The following is a 19,422-nucleotide window of genomic DNA, read 5'->3' on the forward strand; positions in this document are numbered from 1 at the left end:
TCAATCCAACGAGGCCGGGCACTCGAACTGCTTGAGTTCGGGCATGGTGAAAGGGTTCGTCAGCGCGTTGATCGTGAAGTCATAGGTGATATCGCGTCCACCCACCACGAAGGTGGCACGGGTCGTATCGCCCCGTTTTTCGCGCGCCACGGCCGCATTCATGAACTGGATGATCGTCCATGAAGACCCGGTGAAGCCAAGCGAGTTTTGCCCATCAATCTTCGGGCTCAACTGCACCGCCGTAACCTTGCCATTGCCGGGCCAAACGGCGGTTTTCGGCACCTCATGCGGGATCGTTTCAATCCGGGTGTCGTTGATCATCAAGATCGCACTTTTCACCGTTGCGTGGCTTGAGACATGGGTCACCGCAATCTCGACGGAAGGCGCAGTGCCGCCACCCGAGAAATAGGCCTGCCGAATACGCTCAGCGCGTTCAAACTGGCGTAAGGTCGCCAGCGAAAGCCGATCCGCCAGCGGGCTATCTTCGCGCCAGCGCAGCCCATCGGAGGTGCGCTCCACATGCGGGGCCAGATATTCGGTGAAATACTTGTCCATATCGCCGCCCGGGCCGAAGAACTTTGAGAAGTTCTCGATCGACAGGAACCGGTTCGAGTTGGAGAACGGGAAAGAGGCTTTGATCGTATCGCGGCAGAAATAGGTGATCCGGTCGGCCAGTGCGCGGTTCATCGCTTCTAGATTCGCATCCGACGCGCCTTTGCGGAAATCACTCTCCGCCTCATTCACCAGATCGGCCATCGGCGTGGGCAATTGCGAATTGTTTTGCGTCAGCGCATTGAGAAGCTCTGCCTGCACAGCGGCAGTTTGCTGCGGATCTGCCTGCGCAAGCCGCAGGTTGTTCCAGATTGCCCCCAGGTTGCCCAAGATCGCATCAATCGGCCGTTGCCCGCTTTCCCCCAAAAGCAGCTCATGCCACATCGAGAAATCTTCTTCGATACGCTCAATCGGGGCACGGATCGGGTCTTCGCCACCGCCGCCCGTCAACCGCGCCTGCCCTTTGCCTTTGCCCATCACCGCATCAAACAAGATCCGCTGCACCCCGCTCGACCGCGCGCGCATCCGCTCGATCATATCGGCCTGCACGCTATCGACCACAGCGCCCGGCGCCATCATCGCTGGCGTCAGCCCATCTAAGCCCTCAAACTCGCGCGTGAGCCGGGTCTCGGCATCCACCTCCCGCACCAAAAGCAACAGCGGCGAAGCCGAGGCCGAGGCCGCCGCGCCAAGCGTGCGATAAGCGGGTTCATCCGCCACCAAGGAATTGAGCGCGAGATTGCCCAAAACCTTATCCCAAGCGGCTTTAAAATCGGACCGATAGCGGTCCATCAATGTGCGATCCAAGCGGCCCAATTGCGCTTCAAAATCGGGGCGCTGCCCCTCGGCCCCAAGCACCCATTGATCTTTGCGCAGACTATCGGCCACTTCCGCCAATTGCGGGTAGAACCAGCCCCAGAACCCTTCATAGGTGAAGGCGGCAGGCACGGTCATACTATCCAGATCGGCGCCGTCACGGGTGGTGAAAACGGTCTTCGCGGCAGGGCCGGTACGATCCGCCAAAGACCAATCGCGCAGCCCCGAGGCCGCTGCCCCATCCATAATCACCGCATAGGCCTGATCGGCCACTGGCAATTGCACAATCGCTTGGCGGGCTTTGCTGACCAATTCACTGTCCAAGTCGACGAGCAGATTGCGCCCGGAATCAAGCTTCAGCATCGCCGCAAGATGGCCGCGCAGTCGGTCGCGCAAATCGGTTTGCGATGGGCCGGGGTAAGCTTGCGTCCATTCCTGCGCAAACCAGCTTTCAATCGTCGCATCATCATTGCGCTCGCCCTGCCCGCCCAAAAGCAAATAGACCTTGAGCGCGCGGTACACCCCGGTCGCGTCGGCGTTGTCGGTCAGTTCATGCAATTGCTGTTCGACCGAGAGCAACAGTCGCGGGCGAAGCATTCGCTCCAATGCATCCGAATAGGCGCTGTCCGCCGCGACCGACAGCCGACCCAATTGCCCCAGACCAAGCCCATCCAGCAGCCCGCCTTTACTTTCCACCCCGTAGCCCGTCGGCATGGAGCGAATGTCATCCAAAATTGGCACGATGCCATCCAAAGCGGGATCTTCGATCAGATCGCGGCGCAATTCATCGCCCGCGCCGCGCCGATAAGCGTCGGTTTCCGCCTGCGCCACGGCAATCAGCGCGGCGTTGCGCCAATAGCTGATGCCAAAGCCCGCGATCAGCCCGACCGTCGCCAAAAGAATAGCGGTGATGGCAGAGGCCCGGAGGATCCGGTCGCGCCGCACCGCGCCCCGGTCATGGCTGACCCAATCACGTTCTTCAAAGATCACACGGGTCAGCAGATCATGCAGGAAGAAGCTTTTCCCCTTGCCCGACATGAAGCCCGGCGCAATGCCGCCCACAGCCCCCTCGGCGCGTGCCACCGCCCCCAACACTTGGTCAATCGGCGTGCCTTCTTGCGTGCCTGAGGTAAAATAGAAGCCGCGTAAAATCGCATTGGTGGCATAGCGCGTCGGCTCAAACACCCGGCGCAGGAAATCGGCCACTGGCTCGCGCAGCATCGCCATTTGCCCCGGCAGACCAAAGATCGCGATGCGCGCGGTGGCGTCTCCTTCTTCGGTCAGACGATCAATCACCTCATCCGAAAGGCGCGCGACAAGGCGGTCATATTCCTCGGGCACCGCCTCATGGGTCAGCGCCTTGCGCTCGCGGCTTTGGAAGGTGCAGCCCCAAACCGAATTGCGCCGCGCCAAGCTGAAGCTCGAGAAAAACTCGCGGAACCCGGCGATCAGGTCGCATTTCGTGAAAAGCACATAGACCGGGAAATCGACCTTCAACGCCTCATGAATTTCGGCCAAACGGGCGCGCACAATTTCTGCATGGCGGGCGCGGGCCTCTTCATCGGCGTTGAGCATATCCTCAACCGAAAACGCCAAAAGCACGCCATTGATCGGCTGCTCTGGGCGCGTTTTCTTGAGCAATTCAAGGAACGCATTCCAGCTGGCACTATCGGCCGAGGCATCGCTGTCTTGCGTGGTGTAGCGGCCTGCGGTGTCGATCAAGATCGCATCTTCGGCAAACCACCAATCGCAATAGCGCGTGCCGCCAAAGCCCGCGACCGCACCGCCCTCTTGCCCAGCCAGCGGGAATTCGATGCCCGAATTCATCAAGGCCGTGGTTTTGCCGGCCCCCGGCGGGCCAATGATCACATACCACGGCAGGTCATAAAGATAGTTGCGCCCCCCCGATTTCTTGAGCGTTTCCAACGCCTCGGCCATGCGCTCTGACAAAACCTCGCCATCGCCCACAGGTCCAGAGGGCACGACCGCAGCTTCAAGCCTGCGCGCGGCGCGGCGGCGCAAGATAAACCGGATCAGCCAGATCAGCACCACGAGGCCCAGCACACCGCCAATCAACGCGGCACGGAAGGTGACGGTAGACAGGTCTTCGCGGCCCGTCATCGGCAAGCCGAACCAAATCGCCGCGCAAAGGCCCGCAAGGCCCAAGATCGTCAGCGGGATTGAGATCCACGGATTGCCCTTGGCTTTGGGAAGTTTGACACCAAAGAGTTTCAAAACGTGCCCTCCCTGGCGATCATCACTTCCACGCGGCGGTTTTGCGCGCGCCCTTCGGCGGTGGCATTATCCCCAATCGGATCGGCCTCGCCTTTGCCCTCGGCACTGATCCGGCCTGGGTCAGAGAGCCCTTTGGCCAAAACATCGCGCACCGCTTGCGCGCGCGCTTGGGACAGTTCCAGATTGGTCTTGAACCGCCCCCGGCCCGACATCGGAATGCTGTCGGTATAGCCCCAGACCTTGATCGGCCCCTCTTCCTTCTCGATCTCTTCGGCAATACGCGCAGCAAGCGGCGCGAATTCCGCTTTCACATCCGCTTTGCCGCTCTCAAACAGCAAGAGGTTGCCGACCCGGATCGCGATGGCATCGCCTTTGAGCACCACATCGACCAGCCCCTGCTCGATCTCTGGCGCAAAAGCCCCGCGCATCCGCTCCAACTGGCTTTGTGCGGTGGGCGCAACATAGGGCACCAGCGGCTTGTCGGGCGTTTTCACATCCAGCGCGATTTTGCCCTCGGTCGGATGCAGGGTGTAGAGCGCCTCTGCCGCCATCGCCCCGTCACGGTTGATCAGCGTCGAAAGCGTGGCAAAGAAGCCCACCACCAGCGCCGCAGCGATCCCCGCCACGGCCCAAACGGGCACCCCCCCAAACCGCCGCCGTCCGCCCAAAAGCACCGGCAACCAGCGCACCGACAAATCTTCGTTCGGGCGCGGTTTCACCCGGCGCAGCGTTTCATAAATCGCGCGCCGAATTTGCGCGAGCTGCATGCCGCCATTGGGGGCGGTGCGGTATTGCCCCTCAAAGCCAAGCGACAGGCAGGTCAGCATCAGTTCCAAAAGGTTGGCATATTGCAGCGGAGACTGCATCGCCTTCTCCGCTTCTTGGAAGAAGCCCACCCCAGTTTCGCGGGTTTGGAAAAAGCGCGCAGCCATCGAATATTGCACCCAGACGCCGCGATCCGCGCCCGGCAGGTTTTGCACGATATCATCGGCGGTGCCGCACAGCAGATATTTGGCGACCATCGCCTCTTGCGGGCCAACGCCAGCCGAAAGGACATTACGCTCAAACGTGTCGATTTCGCGTGCGACATGCTCCATCAGCGGCATCGCCTGCATATCGACAAGCCCCGTGCGCAAACGTCCAAACAAAATCAGCAGGTTGGTCGCTGCCGCGATCAGCGGGTTGGTGGAACTTCCGCGCCCAAGGCGCGCCGCCTGCAATGCCTGCTGCAAGGAAATCCGGGCTGTAACCCGTTTTTGCGTTTGCACCGGCGGCGTGGAAACATCCGGGAAAAAGCCCTGCGCGGCGCCGGCCCCAAAGGGGCTGCCCATACCCTGCCCAAGTCCCGTGCCAAAGCCCGCCTGCTGTGGCGCACCATAGCCCTGTTGCGGCGGGGGCGCCGAAGGACATGCAGAGGGCTGCGGTTGTGATGGATAGGCGCTTGGTTGCGGATAAGGGTTTTGCGGGGGATAGGGGCTTGGCGGCGGCGTTTGCGGCATCATGCCGGGGCCGGGTTGCGCGGCTGGCAGCCCCCCACCCAGCCATGTGTTTTCCCCCGGGCTTTGCCCGGCCCCCATATCATTGGGCGGAAATCCGGACGCTTGCCCGGGGTAAGCATTGGGAGGGGCGCCGGGATGTGGTGCCTGTCCGCCTCCGGGCATGGCCAGATCGGGCGGATTGAAGGCACCGCCGATCACCGTGCGCTCGGTGCCCGGCATTTGCGGCGCCTGTGCGGGGGGCTGGCGCAGCGCATAGGGGTCATCCGGGTTCGGGGCCACAACGGGCCGGGGCGGCTGGTTCGGATCGGGTCGCGGCGGAAGCGCGCCCCCGATCACCGTCTTATCGCGATCATCGCCATGCGCCATGGCCCGGCCCTCCCCATTCACGCGCCGCCTCTGCCCCGGTTCGCAGCTTGCGGCACTCATTCCTCCCCGAGCGATGCCCCGTCAGATCCCCCCGTCTCAGATCTTTTCAGGGATCGCCCAGAATTCCAATTTCAACTCCGGCCAATCGCCCGCAAAATGCATCCCGATCGCGGGCGCATTCGAAAATTCGGACCAAAGCGGCGTGTTCCGGTCGAGCAAGAAATAGACGTTTGAGGCCACGACACGGATCTGCCGCGGCGGGTTCGGCAAGTGCACAAGCCCAATCCCCGGCAGGTTGTTCTTGACGATCTCGCTCATCCGGGTGTTGGGGCCAACTTTGCACAGTTGCGGGAACTGCATCATCACCTGCGCCAGCGGCTTGGCGCTTTCCACCTCAATGACAAAGGTCGCCTCGCGGAACAGATTGCGGTCGGCCACTTCGGCCAAATAGGAATTTTGCCGCACCATCCGCAGCGGCAAGCGCACCGCACGCCCCACATCGCGCGACAATGCGCGCTGAATATCCATCACCACCGGGGTGAAGCTCTCCTTCGGCTCGGCGTGATCATAAGGCGGATATTGCGGCGCCAGCCGCGCCCCGTTGTCAAAGGTCGCCAATTCCCCCGCCAACCCAATAAGACGGCGATAAAGTTCCTCGGGGTGAACACAATCCAATGCACTCATATGCCGCAGCACCGTGACTTCACGGTTGAGCGTCATCAACATCAGATAATCTGACGCCTGCATCCCCCCGCCCGAGGACGGGTCTGCGGCATAGCGCGCAAGGGTTTCAAGTTTGGCTTCCACCCAGCCAAGAACCCGGCTCAGGTAACCGCCCAAAACAGGATGGGTGCCCAAAATCAGCGCGGGCGGCGGCACCGTATCATCCAGCGCAATCACCCCGTCGCGCATTTCATGAATACGAGCGATGCGCAGACACTGATACCCCGGGCGCGGCGTGCGCCGAATGGCCAATTCCAACCGCGGCACCGCAATTTCCACCAATTGCTCGATGCGCGCGCCAGCGGCATTATCCGCCACACTTTCCGAAGACAGCCGATAGCGGGTCGAGGCATCGGCCTCATCGGGGCCAATATCGCGCCCATTGGGCGAAGCCTCTGGAACGGTCAGCCAAATGAATTGCCCCGCCGCATCCTCCGGGCACACCACCGATTGCGGCAATTGCCCGGCATCAGGCGCATCAAACACCAAACCATCGGGCATGATCCCACTCACGCGGCGCAGCGCGATCTTGCCCTGCTGCGCCATGTCACGGTCGATCACCAGATCGGTGAACCCCCAGATATAGGGACGCAGGCGCCGCAGCCGCGTATCCATCAGATGTTCGATATACCGGTCTGACTGCTGCAAATGCTGCGGTTGCAGGAACAGCCCTTCCTTCCAGGCAACCTTGCTGAACAAAGACATTGCTTTATATCTCCCGCCGCGCAGCGCGCACGACCCCGCCCGTTGAAGTGACGCCATAGTGAAGCCCGACCGAGGATCGGTCAAGCTTCACGAACCGGGCCCCACCGTCGCAGCAAGGGCCCAATCCGGCGCGATCAGAACTGCCAGCGCGCCTGTGCGGTCAGGGCGGTGCTGTTCATCGAGCCACTGAAGCGGCCATCAAGGCGGACAGAGGCGTTGAACTGCTTGGCGGGCAGACCATGACCATTGGTTTGCAACACTTTCAAATAGCTCATGCCGATGCTGATCTCGCCAAAGGAGCCAAGCGTCTCTGACGCCAAACTGCCTTGGATCGCGTTTTCCGGGTCCGCGTAATGGCTGGCCAGATCTTCCGAGAAATCACGGTAATAGGTGCCCGTGATGAAGTAGCTCTTGGCGGAATCCTCCGTTTCCGCGATCCGCAATTTCGATGCCGACAGCCCCAAGAAGCCAAGCTTGGTGGTGTGATCATCAATTTGCAGGGTGGCAGGCTGCGTTTCTCCGGAGCGAAGGTCAAAGGTGATGGTGTCCGTTTTGCTCCGCGACAGCATGAAACCTGCGGTCGGCACGAGGTTCCAGCCGGTTTCCTTCAGCGGGAAGCTTGCCGAGACAGACCCAGACACCGTGGTCGCGCGCGACGCAAAGGTCGCATCGCTCAAGGCCGTGCCTGCAATAGACGCGTTGTTGAGCGTGAAATCGGTTTTTTCCGTCCGGACCTGAAGATCGGCAACAAGGTTCCCCTTAGAGGCGGTCATATACACGCCACCATAGCTTTGTTGGAAATCATTCGCTGTCGGCGAACTGGTCGCGGTCGAATTCGCCACCGAAATGGTGGAGATTGTGCCGGAACCACGGTTGAACCCGAGGAAGCCCCCGAACGCCATATCCCAGCCGCCGATGGAGCCGTTGAAGCAGGACAAATCGCCGCCAAGCTGGACGCCGGTATAGGTCGCGGTGACATTCGAGCCGTTTTGCATCCCACCCGAATCCGTCGTATCGCCCGACGCATCGACGTTACCGCCCGTCACCCGGCCCCAACCACCGGGTGCACAGTTTTTCTCTTCGGGGATCGCACGGCCCACGGTGAAGGGGCTGGTCGGGCGGTTCACAAGCGCCCCGATCAAGCTTTGCGACAGCGCCACACTGCCCGCCAGCGCTCCCACGTCTTGGTCGATCGCGACATGCAGGGCAAGACCGCTGCCACCGCTCTCCGGCACCACCGTATAATCATAGCTTGGGTTGTTTTGCGTAAGATCGGTGAAATCATAGGTGAAGCTCGGTGCATTTTCGCTGCCCCAAAGCAAGAACGTCAAATCAGAGGCCGGCAGATCCGCATTTGCAGAGGTCGCATCCGCAAAGCTCAGAAGGAACGAGCCAGAGACCTCACCGGTGACGTCAATCAGGTCGATATCTGCCGCGCTGTCCGCCAAATCCACGTCAAAAGCGAGCACCGTATTGCTCACCCCCACCAAGTCTCCGGTGACCGAGAAGGTCTGCCCCGTCGTCCCATTGGCCAAAGAAATCGTGTTTGCCGAAGAGATCGACCCGTCAACCGTCGCATTGCCCGAGACATTCAGCAGCCCCGCGCCCGTGATGCTCCCGGTCACAAGCGCGCTATTTTCAAAATTGATCGTCCCGGTATTGCTGACCGCGCTCAACAGGGTCGCATTCGAGGTCACGGTGAGCGAAGAGGTTCCATCGACCGTCGTACCGCCAGCGCCACTCACCGTCAGATCCGTCGCAATGACCCCATCGCCAATCGTCGCTTGACCACCGTTGAGCAATGCAAAATCGCCCGCGATGCTGCTCGTCCCGGTCGTATCGAACTGGGTGCCGACACCATCAATCGTCACATCACCAGAGGCCGCTCCCACCGTCACCGACGACCCGTCGCTCAGCGTGAAAGACCCGCCCGTTACAGACACATCGCCCGCGATCTGCCCCGCGTTATCAAGCGCCCCGCCCGAAACGAGCGCCCCGCCATTCATCGCGCCCGTCGCCGCGTTCGTAACCGTGCCACTGGATACGCTCACTGCGCCAGTGATGGCGCCCGCATTTGTCACTGCCCCCGCGCTTGTCACTGCGCTCGCAAGCGTCGCGCCTTCACGCACATCCAAAGTGCCACCCGCAGACACATCCGTGGTTCCGCTGCCAGCGCCAACATTCATGTTCTCAAGCGTCAGCGCATCCGCATCCCCAACCGTCAGCGTGCCATCCGACCCAACCGTCACATTGCCGGTGTTGAACGTCGCGCCGCCAACAACCGACAGCGCCGCAGCATTGCCGCCAGCCCCAGTCACATCCGTCGTTCCAGAAACCGTCAGCTGATCAGGCGTGGCATCGGTATTACCCACTATTGCCGTACCCTGCGCCCCCACCGAGAAAGCCCCGGCGATGCTGCTCGTCCCCGTCGCAAGGAAACCCGCCGCACCGGTATCATCGCCGATCGTCACATCACCCGGACCGGCGCCAGCACCGCTCCCATCAACGACCGTCCCGCCCGAGAGATTGAAGTCACCGCCCGTCACAGACACATCGCCTGCAACTTGGCCAGAGTTCGTCAAAGTCCCGCCTGTAACGCTCGCCCCCGCATCCATCGTCCCGGTGTTCGTCACCGTCCCATTCGACACGCTCACCGCGCCGGTGATGTCCCCGGTGTTCGCGAAACTATTCGAACTGTTGTGGATCAGCGCGCCCAGCGTGCCCGCGTTCGACCCGGTGCCCAAGCCTTGGTTCGTCACCGTGCCCGCTTGACCGTTTGATTGGTTTACGAAGGTGCCGCTGTTCGACACGTCTGCCAAAGACCCGTCACTGGTAATTTGCGTGCCAGATGCGAGCGTCGCAGTCCCCGTCACAACGCCGCTTGTGCTTTGCAAAAGGCTCCCGGCGCCACTCAGCCCAAGCGTTCCATTGATCGTCCCGGCGTTTGTCACCGCCGATGCGCTTGTCACTGCGCTTGCAAGCGTCGCGCCTTCACGCACATCCAAAGTGCCGCCCGCAGACACATCCGTGGTTCCGCTGCCCCCGCCAACATTCATGTTCTCTAGCGTCAGCGCATCCGCATCCCCAACCGTCAGAGTGCCATCGGAGCCAACCGTCACATTGCCGGTGTTGAACGTCGCGCCGCCAACAACCGACAGCGCCGCCGCATTGCCGCCAGCCCCAGTCACATCCGTCGTCCCCAAAACCGTCAGCGCAGTGGCCACGGGCGTCACACTATCTCCAACCGTCGCCGTGCCCTGCGCTCCCACCGAAAAAGCCCCGGCAATGCTGCTCGTCCCCGTCGCAACGAACGTCGCCGCACCGGTATCATCGCCGATCGTCACATCACCCGGACCGGCGCCAGCACCGCTTCCATCAACGACCGTCCCGCCCGAGAGATTGAAGTCACCGCCCGTCACAGACACATCGCCTGCAACTTGGCCAGAGTTCGTCAAAGTCCCGCCCGTAACGCTCGCCCCCGCATCCATCGTCCCGGTGTTCGTCACCGTCCCATTCGACACGCTCACCGCGCCGGTGATGTCCCCAGTGTTCGCGAAACTATTCGAACTGTTGTGGATCAGCGCGCCCACCGTGCCCGCGTTCGACCCCGTGCCCGTGCCTTGGTTCGTGACCGTGCCCGCTTGACCGTTTGATTGGTTCACGAAGGTGCCGCTGTTCGACACGTCTGCCAAAGAACCGTCACTGGTAATTTGCGTGCCAGAAGCGAGCGTCGCAGTCCCCGTCACAACACCGCTTGTGCTTTGCAAAAGGCTCCCGGCGCCACTCAGCCCAAGCGTTCCATTGATCGTCCCGGCGTTTGTCACCGCCGATGCGCTTGTCACTGCGCTTGCAAGCGTCGCGCCTTCACGCACATCCAAAGTGCCGCCAGCAGACACATCCGTGGTTCCGCTGCCACCGCCAACATTCATGTTCTCAAGCGTCAGCGCATCCGCATCCCCAACCGTCAGCGTGCCATCCGACCCAACCGTCACATTGCCGGTGTTGAACGTCGCGCCGCCAACAACCGACAGCGCCGCAGCATTGCCGCCAGACCCAGTCACATCCGTCGTTCCAGAAACCGTCAACTGATCAGGCGTGGCATCGGTATTACCCACTATTGCCGTACCCTGCGCCCCCACCGAGAAAGCCCCGGCAATGCTGCTCGTCCCCGTCGCAACGAACGTCGCGGCACCGCTGTCATTCCCAATCGTGACATCGCCAGAGGCAGCGCCCACAGTCACCGACGACCCGTCGCTCAGGGTGAAAGCCCCCCCCGTCACAGACACATCACCTGCAATCTGCCCCGCGTTATCGAGCGCCCCGCCCGAAACGAGCGCCCCGCCAGTGATCGTATCATTGTTCGTGAAGGTGCCACCCGTGTTCGACAGGCTCGCAATCGTTCCGTCGTTCGTCCCGTCGCCAGAGTTCGTTACGGCCCCCGCTGTACTCGCATTGACGAACGTCCCCGCATTCGACACCGCAGAAAGCGTTGCATTGTTCGTGACGCTGACCGGTGCGGCCACGGAGGTCGTTCCACTCACAACCCCATTGGTCAGGTTCGCCGTGCCACCATTGATGGTAAGATCGTTCGTGACCAGGCCACCGTTGAGCGTGAAGGTCGCAGAGCTTCCCGCACTCAAAGTGACGCTTCCTTGCAAGGTGCTAGAGTTGACGAGATTGAACGTGCCCGAATCCGTGATGGTAACACCGGTGACGGAGGTCAGGATGCCGCTCGCCGTATCCACCGTCACGGTCCCCGTTCCCGAAATTACGACGGTGGGCGACGTCAGGTGGTTGGGAATGGTGAGAATGCCCGTCGAAATCGTCGTCGCGGCAACGGATTGATCGCTGTTCAAGGTGGGCTGGTTTACCGCTGTGTTATCACTAAACTCAGCCGTGTCCCCCCCTCCGGGGGCTGCATCCCCAACCCAGTTCGTGCCAGTGTCCCAGTTTGTGTCGGAACTCCCATCCCAAATCACTTGCGCAGAGAGGCTCATTGGCATCGCGGCCAGCACCAGCGCCAATGCTGTGCTTTGCAGCAACCGCTTGGGCGCCGCGAATTGCGCCCGGCGGGTTTGGTGGCCGTCAATAAAATTCACAGTCTGCAGCGCCATGGCTTGGTCCCCGATATCCAAATGGATCGGCCAGTGGCTGAAGCGCCACCGTGCGGACCGACAGCGACCGCCTGCCCGGTTCAAAATGGGCACCAAAACAGACAGCCCGGCCACGCGCGCCGATGCGTTATACTTTGTACTTAATAATCCAGAAGCCGCGCATTAACTCAACTCTTTCGAAGGTTGACATTCTGCCCCACCCCCATTTGCGAAATGATTGCGGCAAATTTGCCATCAACATTCGGAATATTGCGCGCGGGGGCCGTTTCTTGCACAGCTCCGGCGCGACCTGTTGCCGCCGCCATTGCACCCGCGCAGGTTTCACGCGACCCTAGTCGCATTCCAGCAAAACGCCCGCCGAAAGAGCCCGATGACTCACCCGATCCGCCATGCCGCCCTTGGCCTCTTTGCCCTGATCCTTGTTGTTGTTTCGGTTTTGATGCTGGAACGCGAGCGGATGGGCGTAGAAATGACGCCGCTTGCGGTGGGCACAACGCCGGTGACGCTATACCAGATGCCGGGGGCCGATGGGCCTGCGGTGGTGGTGGCGCATGGGTTCGCGGGCTCGCGCCAGATCATGCTCGGCTATTCTTTGCGGCTGGCGCAGGCGGGCTATCGGGTCTTGGCCTTCGATTACGAAGGACAAGGGCGCAACCCTACGCCGATGCGCGGCGATGTGACGAAGATCGAGGGCACAACGGTTTACCTGATGGCCGAGACGCGCGCGGTGGTTGCCGCCGCGCGGGCGCTGCCGGGGGTAGAGGGCGTCGCGCTTTTGGGCCATTCGATGGCGACCGACATCATCATCCGCGCCGCTGAGGAAGAGGCCGCGGCAGGCACGCCGATCACCGCTGTGATTGCAATTTCAAGCTTTTCCGAGGCGATTACACCCAGCGCGCCGCCCCGACTTTTGCTCATTTCGGGCGCGTGGGAGGGGATGTTGCGCGACTTCGCCCGCAAAGCTGTGGCGCAGGTGGACCCCGCCGCGCAAGAGGGCGATTTGGCGGTGGTGGGCGATGTGGAGCGCCGCGCCGTGGTGGCCCCGCATGTGGGCCATGTGGGCGTGCTTTACAGCCCCATAGCGATCACCGCCGCGCGCGACTGGCTCGACCGTGCCTTCGGGCGCACGAGCACGGGCGCCATTGACGCGATGGGCGTTTGGATCGGCACGCTTTTGACCGGGCTTGTGCTTTTGTTCCACCCGATGGTCGCGCTTTTGAAAAAGGGGCCAGGGCCGCGTGAGGTGCCGCTAAAACGGTTCCTCCTCGCCGTTTTTGTGCCTGCGAGTGTCACGCCGCTGGCGCTGCTTGCCTTCCATACCAACCCCCTGCCTGTGACCGCGATCAGCGCGTTGACCGCGCATCTGGCGCTTTATGGCGTGCTGCAAATCGCGCTGTTGCACGGCGTGGGGCTGCGCGATCGGTTGCATTGGGCAGCGGCAGGGGCGCTTGTGCTTTGGGGCATCGGTGTCTTTGGCTTTGCGATTGACCGCTATTTCACCAATTTTTGGCCCTCGCCGGAGCGTGCTTTGCTGATTGCCGTTTTGGCGCTTGGCACCCTGCCCTTCATGCTGGGGGATGCTTTGGTGACAGAGGCCGGGCGCGGTGCGCTTTGGCGCCGGGTGCTGGCGCGTTTTGCGGTGCTTGCCTCGCTTGGCGCCACCGTCGCACTGGGCGATGACGACCGGATGTTTGTGATTATGGCGCTACCGGTGCTTTTGGCGTTTTGGCTCGTGCACGGGCTGCTCGCACGCTGGGTGGCGCGGCGCGCGGGGGCCCCGGCCGCCGGGCTCGGCGCGGGGCTGAGCCTTGCTTGGGTGCTTGGCGTTATCTTGCCGCTTTTGGCGGTTTAAGCGGTAGGCTTGCGGATCGGGTCGGTCAGCAAGCGCAAACCGTTCAGCACCACCAGCACCGTGCCGCCTTCATGGCCCACAACCGCAATTGGCAACGGCAGCGAGAAGAAGAGGCCCGAGGTCACCAGCACCACCATCGCGCCCATCGCAAAGATCAGGTTTTGCCGGATGATCGTCGCCGTGCGTTTGGCCAACCGATGCGCCTCGGCCAGTCGCGCGATATCATCAGAGAGCAGTGCGACATCGGCCGCCTGAAGCGCAACCTCAGAGCCCGCCGCGCCCATCGCAATACCCACATCAGCACGGGCCAGCGCAGCCGCATCATTCACCCCATCGCCGACAAAGGCGACGCGTCCTTTCCCCGCCATATCGGCCACGAGGGCGACCTTATCCTCGGGACGCAGATCGGCGTGAATGGCTTTGGGAGCGATATGCAATTCTGCCCCCACCCGCTCGGCCACGGCGCGGCGGTCGCCCGTGAGCATGGCGATGTGTTGCACGCCCCCGGCGCGCAAAGCCGCCAAGCCATAAGGGGTAGAGCTGCGCGCTTGGTCTTCAAAGGTGGCAGAGCCGATGTAATGCGCGCCGCGCCCGAGCAAAACGAGCGTGCGCGGGGCCTCTTGCACCGCCTCGGGCAAGGCTTGCGCGGCATCGACCTCGGCTTTCGCGCCCATGCGCGCGGCCAAACGGGCATTGCCCGCCCACAAAACGCCCGCCTCATCGACGCCAACCATTCCCTCGCCCGGCACGGCGCGCGCCTCGCGCACGGTCACGGGGCTAAGCCCCCGCGCCTCAGCAGCCCGGCGGATCGCCTCGGCAATCGGGTGTTCGGAATGCGCCTCAAGCCCGGCAAGACGGGCGAGAAAATCGTTTTCATCGCCCGCGCAATGGATCTCGACCAATTCCTGCCGCCCGGTGGTCAGCGTGCCGGTTTTATCAAAGGCAAAGGTCGAGACAGAGGCGAGCGTTTCAAGCGCCGCACCGCCTTTGAATAGCACCCCACCGCGCGCGGACACCGCAAGCGCTGACAAGATCGCCGCCGGCACAGAAATCACAATGGCACAGGGGCTGGCGGCCACCAAAAGCGTCGCCGCTTTATACAGCGCTTGGTGCCAACCATGGCCCAGCACGACAAAGGCGATAAAGGCCAAAATCGCCCCCGCCAGCACGGCAATCGTGTAGCGCTGCCCGAACCAATCCGAGAACCGCTCCGAGGGCGCGCGGGCGGCCTGCGCCTCGGTCACCAGGGCGATCATCCGCGCAACGGTGCTTTCAGACAAAGGCTTGCGCACTTCAACCGCGAGCACGCCATGCAGGTTCACCGTCGCCTCAAACACCTGCGCGCCGGGGGCTTTGTGCACCGGAACAGACTCGCCCGTGATGGTGGATTCATCGACCGAGCCCTCGCCCTCAACAATCACCCCATCCACCGGCACCCGCGCGCCGGGGCGCAACATCACCACATCGCCGGGGATCAGGCTGTCCACCGGAACCTCTTGCGTGCTCTCCCCCACGCGCTTCAGTGCGCGGTCGGGCCGCAGTTCCATCAGCGCCTCAATCGCGCGGCGCGTGCGCCCCATCGCGCGATGTTCGAGCGTGGTGGACAGGCTGAACAGCGTCAGCAAAACCGCGCCTTCCAGCGCTGCGCCCACGGCGGCAGCGGCCACGGCCGCAATGACCATCAACAGATCAATATCGAGCGTGCGTTCCTTGATCAGCGCTTCTAGCGCACGCGAAGCCGCAGGCACGCCCCCGGTGAGGAAAACCAGCCCCAAAGCCGCTGCCTCGGTCCAGCTTTCCGCATAGCCCGGCAGCACCCAATGACACAGCGCCGCTGCCGCCATGCCAAGGATCGTCGCCCATGTCAGGGCCAAGCGCTGTGTTTCTTCGCTCACCAGTCCACTCCCGCTGCAAATCGCCGAAAGGCCGTCTGCGCTCTTCTAGCGCATTTTGACGCTGATAACAGGCGACGCTTCGTCTAGGCAAAGCTTAGTAGCCGGGCGGGAAATGCTCGGTCAAATAATCCACCACTTCCCGCATCGCCTCGGGGCGGCGCTCGATATCGGTCATATCGACCACATGCTTTTCCCATTCGGGGCGCGAGCGGCCATCGGCATTGGAGATTTGCATCAGCGAATGGCAGCGGGTGCATTCTTTGCGCAAGGTCTTGAGCCCCTCGCCTTTGGGCAGCGGAAAGGACGTAGCAGGACCTAAACTGACCACGAGCCAGATCACAGAGAGGGCAGAAAAGGCAGCAAAGCGGGGCAGCATGGTTCAAAACGCATTTCTGGATGGATGGCACCTTATGCCGGAAAGGCATGACGATTTCACGACAGGGGCGCCGCCCGTCATGAAACCGCAACAAAAGCTTCATTAGCGCGCGTCGCTATATTTCGATAAATCATGAATTATGGAACATGACGCCGCTGCCCGCGCTTTTGCCACCCTTGGCCATCCGGACCGCCTTGCGGCGCTACGGCTGATCTTGCGCTTTGCGCCCAAAGGCGTGCGCCCGACCGAGATTGCGGATGCGCTCCATATCAAGCCCAACACGCTATCCCATCACTTGGCCGATCTGGCCGCCGCGGGGCTGGTGACGGTTACCCGACAAGGCCGCTCGCTTTTTTACGCGGCAGATTTGACCATGACCGAGGGCTTGATTGGCTATCTGGCGCTCGATCTGGGGCATGCCCGCGCCGATCTTATGCCAGAAGTTTTGCGCAAGCCGCCCCAAGTCAGCGCCCCCTTTCATGTGCTGTTTCTGTGCACCGGCAATTCGGCCCGTTCGGTCATGGCAGAGGCACTGCTGCGCGACCTTGGCGCGGGGCGGTTCATCGCCCATTCCGCTGGCACGCGCCCCGGCCCGGCCCCCAATCCCTTCGCTCTAGAGGTATTGGCGCGCAGCGGGCATGCAATCGAGAACCTGTTTTCAAAGCCGCTTGACGGCTTCCAGCGGGCTGCTGCCCCACAAATGCAGTTTGTCTTCACGCTGTGCGATGTGGCCGCAACCGAAGACTGCCCCCCTTGGCCCGGCCAGCCGATCAGCGCGCATTGGGGCTTGCCAGACCCCGCGCGGGCAGAGGGCACAGGCGCGCAAAAAGCCCTCGCCTTTGCCGAATGCTACGCGCAGCTGCGCCGCCGGATCGAAGCCTTTGTCGCGCTCCCGCTGGAAAACCTTGATCGGCGCGCCTTGCAAAAGCGCCTTGATACCCTCCCCCAACAAACGAAGACGGAGTAACCCATGCCACGCATCGCCCTGAATGGTCTTGGACGGATGGGAAAGCTCGCCCTGCGCAACCTGATGGATGCGGGCGCGGGCGGAGAGATTGTGTTGATCAACGAACCGGCGGGGGATGCAGACCAACTCGCGCTGTTGATGGAATTTGATTCCGTGCATGGCCGCTGGCCCACCCCGGTGCGCGCGGTTGCGAATGCGCTGGAACTCAATGGCCAGTTGATCCGCCTGACGCAGGCCAAAAAGATTGAAGAGCTGCCGCTGCGCGAGATGGGCATTGATCTGGTGATTGACTGCACTGGGGTCTTTAAGACCGCTGCGAAGATTGCGCCCTATTTCGCCGCCGGGGTACAAAAGGTCGTCGTGAGCGCGCCCGTCAAGGATGGCGATGCGCTGAACCTTGTCTATGGCATCAACCACAAGCTTTACGATGGCAGCCAACGGCTGATCACGGCGGCGTCTTGCACCACGAACTGCCTCGCCCCGGTGGTAAAAGTGGTGCATGAAGCGCTTGGCATTCGCCACGGGTCGATCACCACGTTGCATGATGTCACGAACACCCAAACCATTGTGGATCGCCCGGCGAAAGATACACGCCGTGCGCGATCCGCTCTGACAAACCTGATCCCCACCACCACAGGCTCAGCCACGGCGATTACGCTGATTTATCCGGAGCTAAAGGGCCGCCTCAATGGTCATGCGGTGCGGGTGCCCCTGCTCAACGCTTCGCTCACCGATTGCGTGTTTGAACTGGAGCGCCCCACCACAGCAGAGGAGGTCAACGCGCTTTTCACCGCCGCGGCCGAAGGCCCGCTCAAGGGGATTTTGGGGGTGGAAACGCGGCCCTTGGTCTCGAGCGATTTCACCAATGATCCGCGCTCAGTGATCCTTGATGCGCCCTCGACCATGGTCATCAACGGGACGCAACTGAAGCTCTATGCTTGGTATGATAATGAATGGGGCTATGCCTGCCGCTTGGCAGATATTGTCCGCATGGTTGCGCACAGTCTTTGACCGCAGGACATGCCATGAGCCAAAACCCGATCCGCGCCTATGCCGCCGTGACCGCCGCCTATTGGGCTTTCATGCTCTCCGACGGCGCGTTGCGGATGCTGGTGCTGTTGCATTTCAACGGGCTGGGGTTCAGCCCGGTCGATCTGGCATGGCTCTTTTTGCTCTATGAGGTGGCGGGGATCGTGACCAACCTTGGTGCGGGTTGGCTTGCCGCGCGCTTTGGCTTGGCGGCGACGCTTTATGGCGGGCTTGGTTTGCAAATCTTTGCGCTCGTGGCGCTGGCGCAGTTGGACCCGGCGTGGAGCCTGACCGCCTCGGTGATCTTTGTGATGGCGGTGCAGGGCGTTTCGGGCGTGGCGAAAGACTTGGCCAAAATGTCCTCTAAATCCGCCGTCAAACTGCTGGCGCCAAGTGCCGATGGCGCGCTTTTTCGCTGGGTGGCGGCGCTGACGGGTTCTAAGAACGCGGTGAAGGGGCTTGGCTTTTTCCTTGGCGCGGCGCTTTTGGCGCTTGCCGGGTTCAAACCCGCCGTTTGGGGCATGGCCGGCGTGTTGGCGCTGATCTTGGCTGCCGTGGTGCTGTTTTTGCCAAAGGGTCTGCCGGGGCGGATGAAATCAGCCGAAAGCTGGGGCGGCTGGCGGTCGCAAAACCCGCGTGTGAACCGACTTAGCCTTGCGCGGATGTTCCTCTTTGGCGCACGCGATGTTTGGTTTGTGGTCGGCATCCCGGTCTATTTCCACGCGGTGCTGGCCGATGGCACAGCGGCAGGGAACCGCGAGGCCTTTTTCCTGACAGGCGGCTTTATGGCGTTGTGGATCATTGGCTATGGTACGGTGCAGGGCTTTGCGCCCCGACTTTTGGGGGCCAAAGCACAGCCCGAAGCCGCCATCACCCGCAAAGCGATCACTTGGGCCGGGCGGTTGGTGCCGATCCCCTTTGGGCTCGCCTTGGCGGTTGCGCTGGCGGGAGCCCCTGCACCTTGGCTGACCGTAACGCTCGTGGCGGGACTTTTGCTTTTTGGGGCGGTTTTCGCACTCAATTCCTCGATACATTCCTATCTGATTTTGGCTTTTGGATCGGCAGAGCGGATCACCCGTGATGTGGGCTTTTACTATATGGCGAATGCGGCGGGGCGGCTGATGGGCACGCTGCTTTCGGGGCTTAGCTACCAAATCGGCGGGCTGGCGCTGTGCCTTGCCACTGCGGGGGTTATGGCCGCAGCCAGTTGGCTTTCGGCGCGCCGCTTACTAACCGCGTGAGCCAAAGCAAAACGCCCCCTTGCGGGGGCGTTTGCGGCGATCTGTTCAAATC

The 19,422-nt window shown here is 62.1% G+C and carries 10 protein-coding genes; 4 read left to right on the top strand and 6 right to left on the bottom strand.

What is annotated here, in order from left to right:
• The 4 genes from tssM to BW967_RS03910 form a co-directional block, all read right to left on the bottom strand.
• Positions 1–3,603, bottom strand: a complete 3,603-nt coding sequence (gene tssM / locus BW967_RS03895; protein ID WP_083951916.1) for a type VI secretion system membrane subunit TssM — start codon at positions 3,601–3,603, stop codon at positions 1–3.
• Positions 3,600–5,468, bottom strand: a complete 1,869-nt coding sequence (gene tssL, locus BW967_RS19010; RefSeq protein WP_076483745.1) for a type VI secretion system protein TssL, long form — start codon at positions 5,466–5,468, stop codon at positions 3,600–3,602. The genes tssM and tssL overlap by 4 nt, the downstream gene beginning before the upstream one ends.
• Before the next feature lie 96 nt (positions 5,469–5,564).
• Entirely contained in the window at positions 5,565–6,896 is a 1,332-nt protein-coding gene (gene tssK / locus BW967_RS03905; protein ID WP_076483746.1) for a type VI secretion system baseplate subunit TssK, read from the bottom strand.
• Positions 6,897–7,030: 134 nt separating this feature from the next.
• Positions 7,031–12,010: a beta strand repeat-containing protein gene (locus tag BW967_RS03910; protein WP_139327792.1), complete on the bottom strand. Its 4,980-nt coding sequence runs from the start codon at positions 12,008–12,010 to the stop codon at positions 7,031–7,033.
• A gap of 370 nt (positions 12,011–12,380) precedes the next feature.
• On the opposite strand from BW967_RS03910, the gene BW967_RS03915 reads away from it, so the two are divergent.
• Complete coding sequence (locus BW967_RS03915) at positions 12,381–13,862, top strand: alpha/beta fold hydrolase (RefSeq protein ID WP_076483748.1); 1,482 nt, start codon at positions 12,381–12,383, stop codon at positions 13,860–13,862.
• Here BW967_RS03915 and BW967_RS03920 read toward each other — a convergent pair.
• Both BW967_RS03920 and BW967_RS03925 read right to left on the bottom strand, forming a co-directional pair.
• On the bottom strand, positions 13,859–15,706 hold the full coding sequence (locus tag BW967_RS03920; RefSeq protein ID WP_083951955.1) for a heavy metal translocating P-type ATPase: 1,848 nt from the start codon (positions 15,704–15,706) through the stop codon (positions 13,859–13,861). The two genes, BW967_RS03915 and BW967_RS03920, sit on opposite strands and share 4 nt — an antisense overlap.
• Positions 15,707–15,851: 145 nt before the next feature.
• Positions 15,852–16,133, bottom strand: coding sequence for a hypothetical protein (locus BW967_RS03925; protein ID WP_076483750.1), 282 nt, complete (start codon positions 16,131–16,133; stop codon positions 15,852–15,854).
• Positions 16,134–16,272: 139 nt separating this feature from the next.
• Between BW967_RS03925 and BW967_RS03930 the strand changes: the two genes are divergently transcribed.
• From BW967_RS03930 to arsJ, 3 genes are read left to right on the top strand one after another with little or no spacing between them, the layout of a single operon-like run.
• The gene (locus tag BW967_RS03930; protein ID WP_076483751.1) at positions 16,273–17,100 is read left to right on the top strand and encodes an arsenate reductase/protein-tyrosine-phosphatase family protein; all 828 of its coding nucleotides are present in this window, start codon (positions 16,273–16,275) and stop codon (positions 17,098–17,100) included.
• Between the two features lie 3 nt (positions 17,101–17,103).
• Positions 17,104–18,111 (top strand): ArsJ-associated glyceraldehyde-3-phosphate dehydrogenase, encoded by a 1,008-nt coding sequence (locus BW967_RS03935; RefSeq protein ID WP_076483752.1) that lies wholly within the window; start codon positions 17,104–17,106, stop codon positions 18,109–18,111.
• Positions 18,112–18,125: 14 nt separating this feature from the next.
• Positions 18,126–19,370, top strand: coding sequence for an organoarsenical effux MFS transporter ArsJ (gene arsJ / locus BW967_RS03940; protein ID WP_076483753.1), 1,245 nt, complete (start codon positions 18,126–18,128; stop codon positions 19,368–19,370).
• The last annotated feature ends 52 nt before the right edge of the window (positions 19,371–19,422 follow it).

The organism is Rhodobacter aestuarii, assembly GCF_900156655.1.
GTDB lineage: Bacteria > Pseudomonadota > Alphaproteobacteria > Rhodobacterales > Rhodobacteraceae > Rhodobacter > Rhodobacter aestuarii.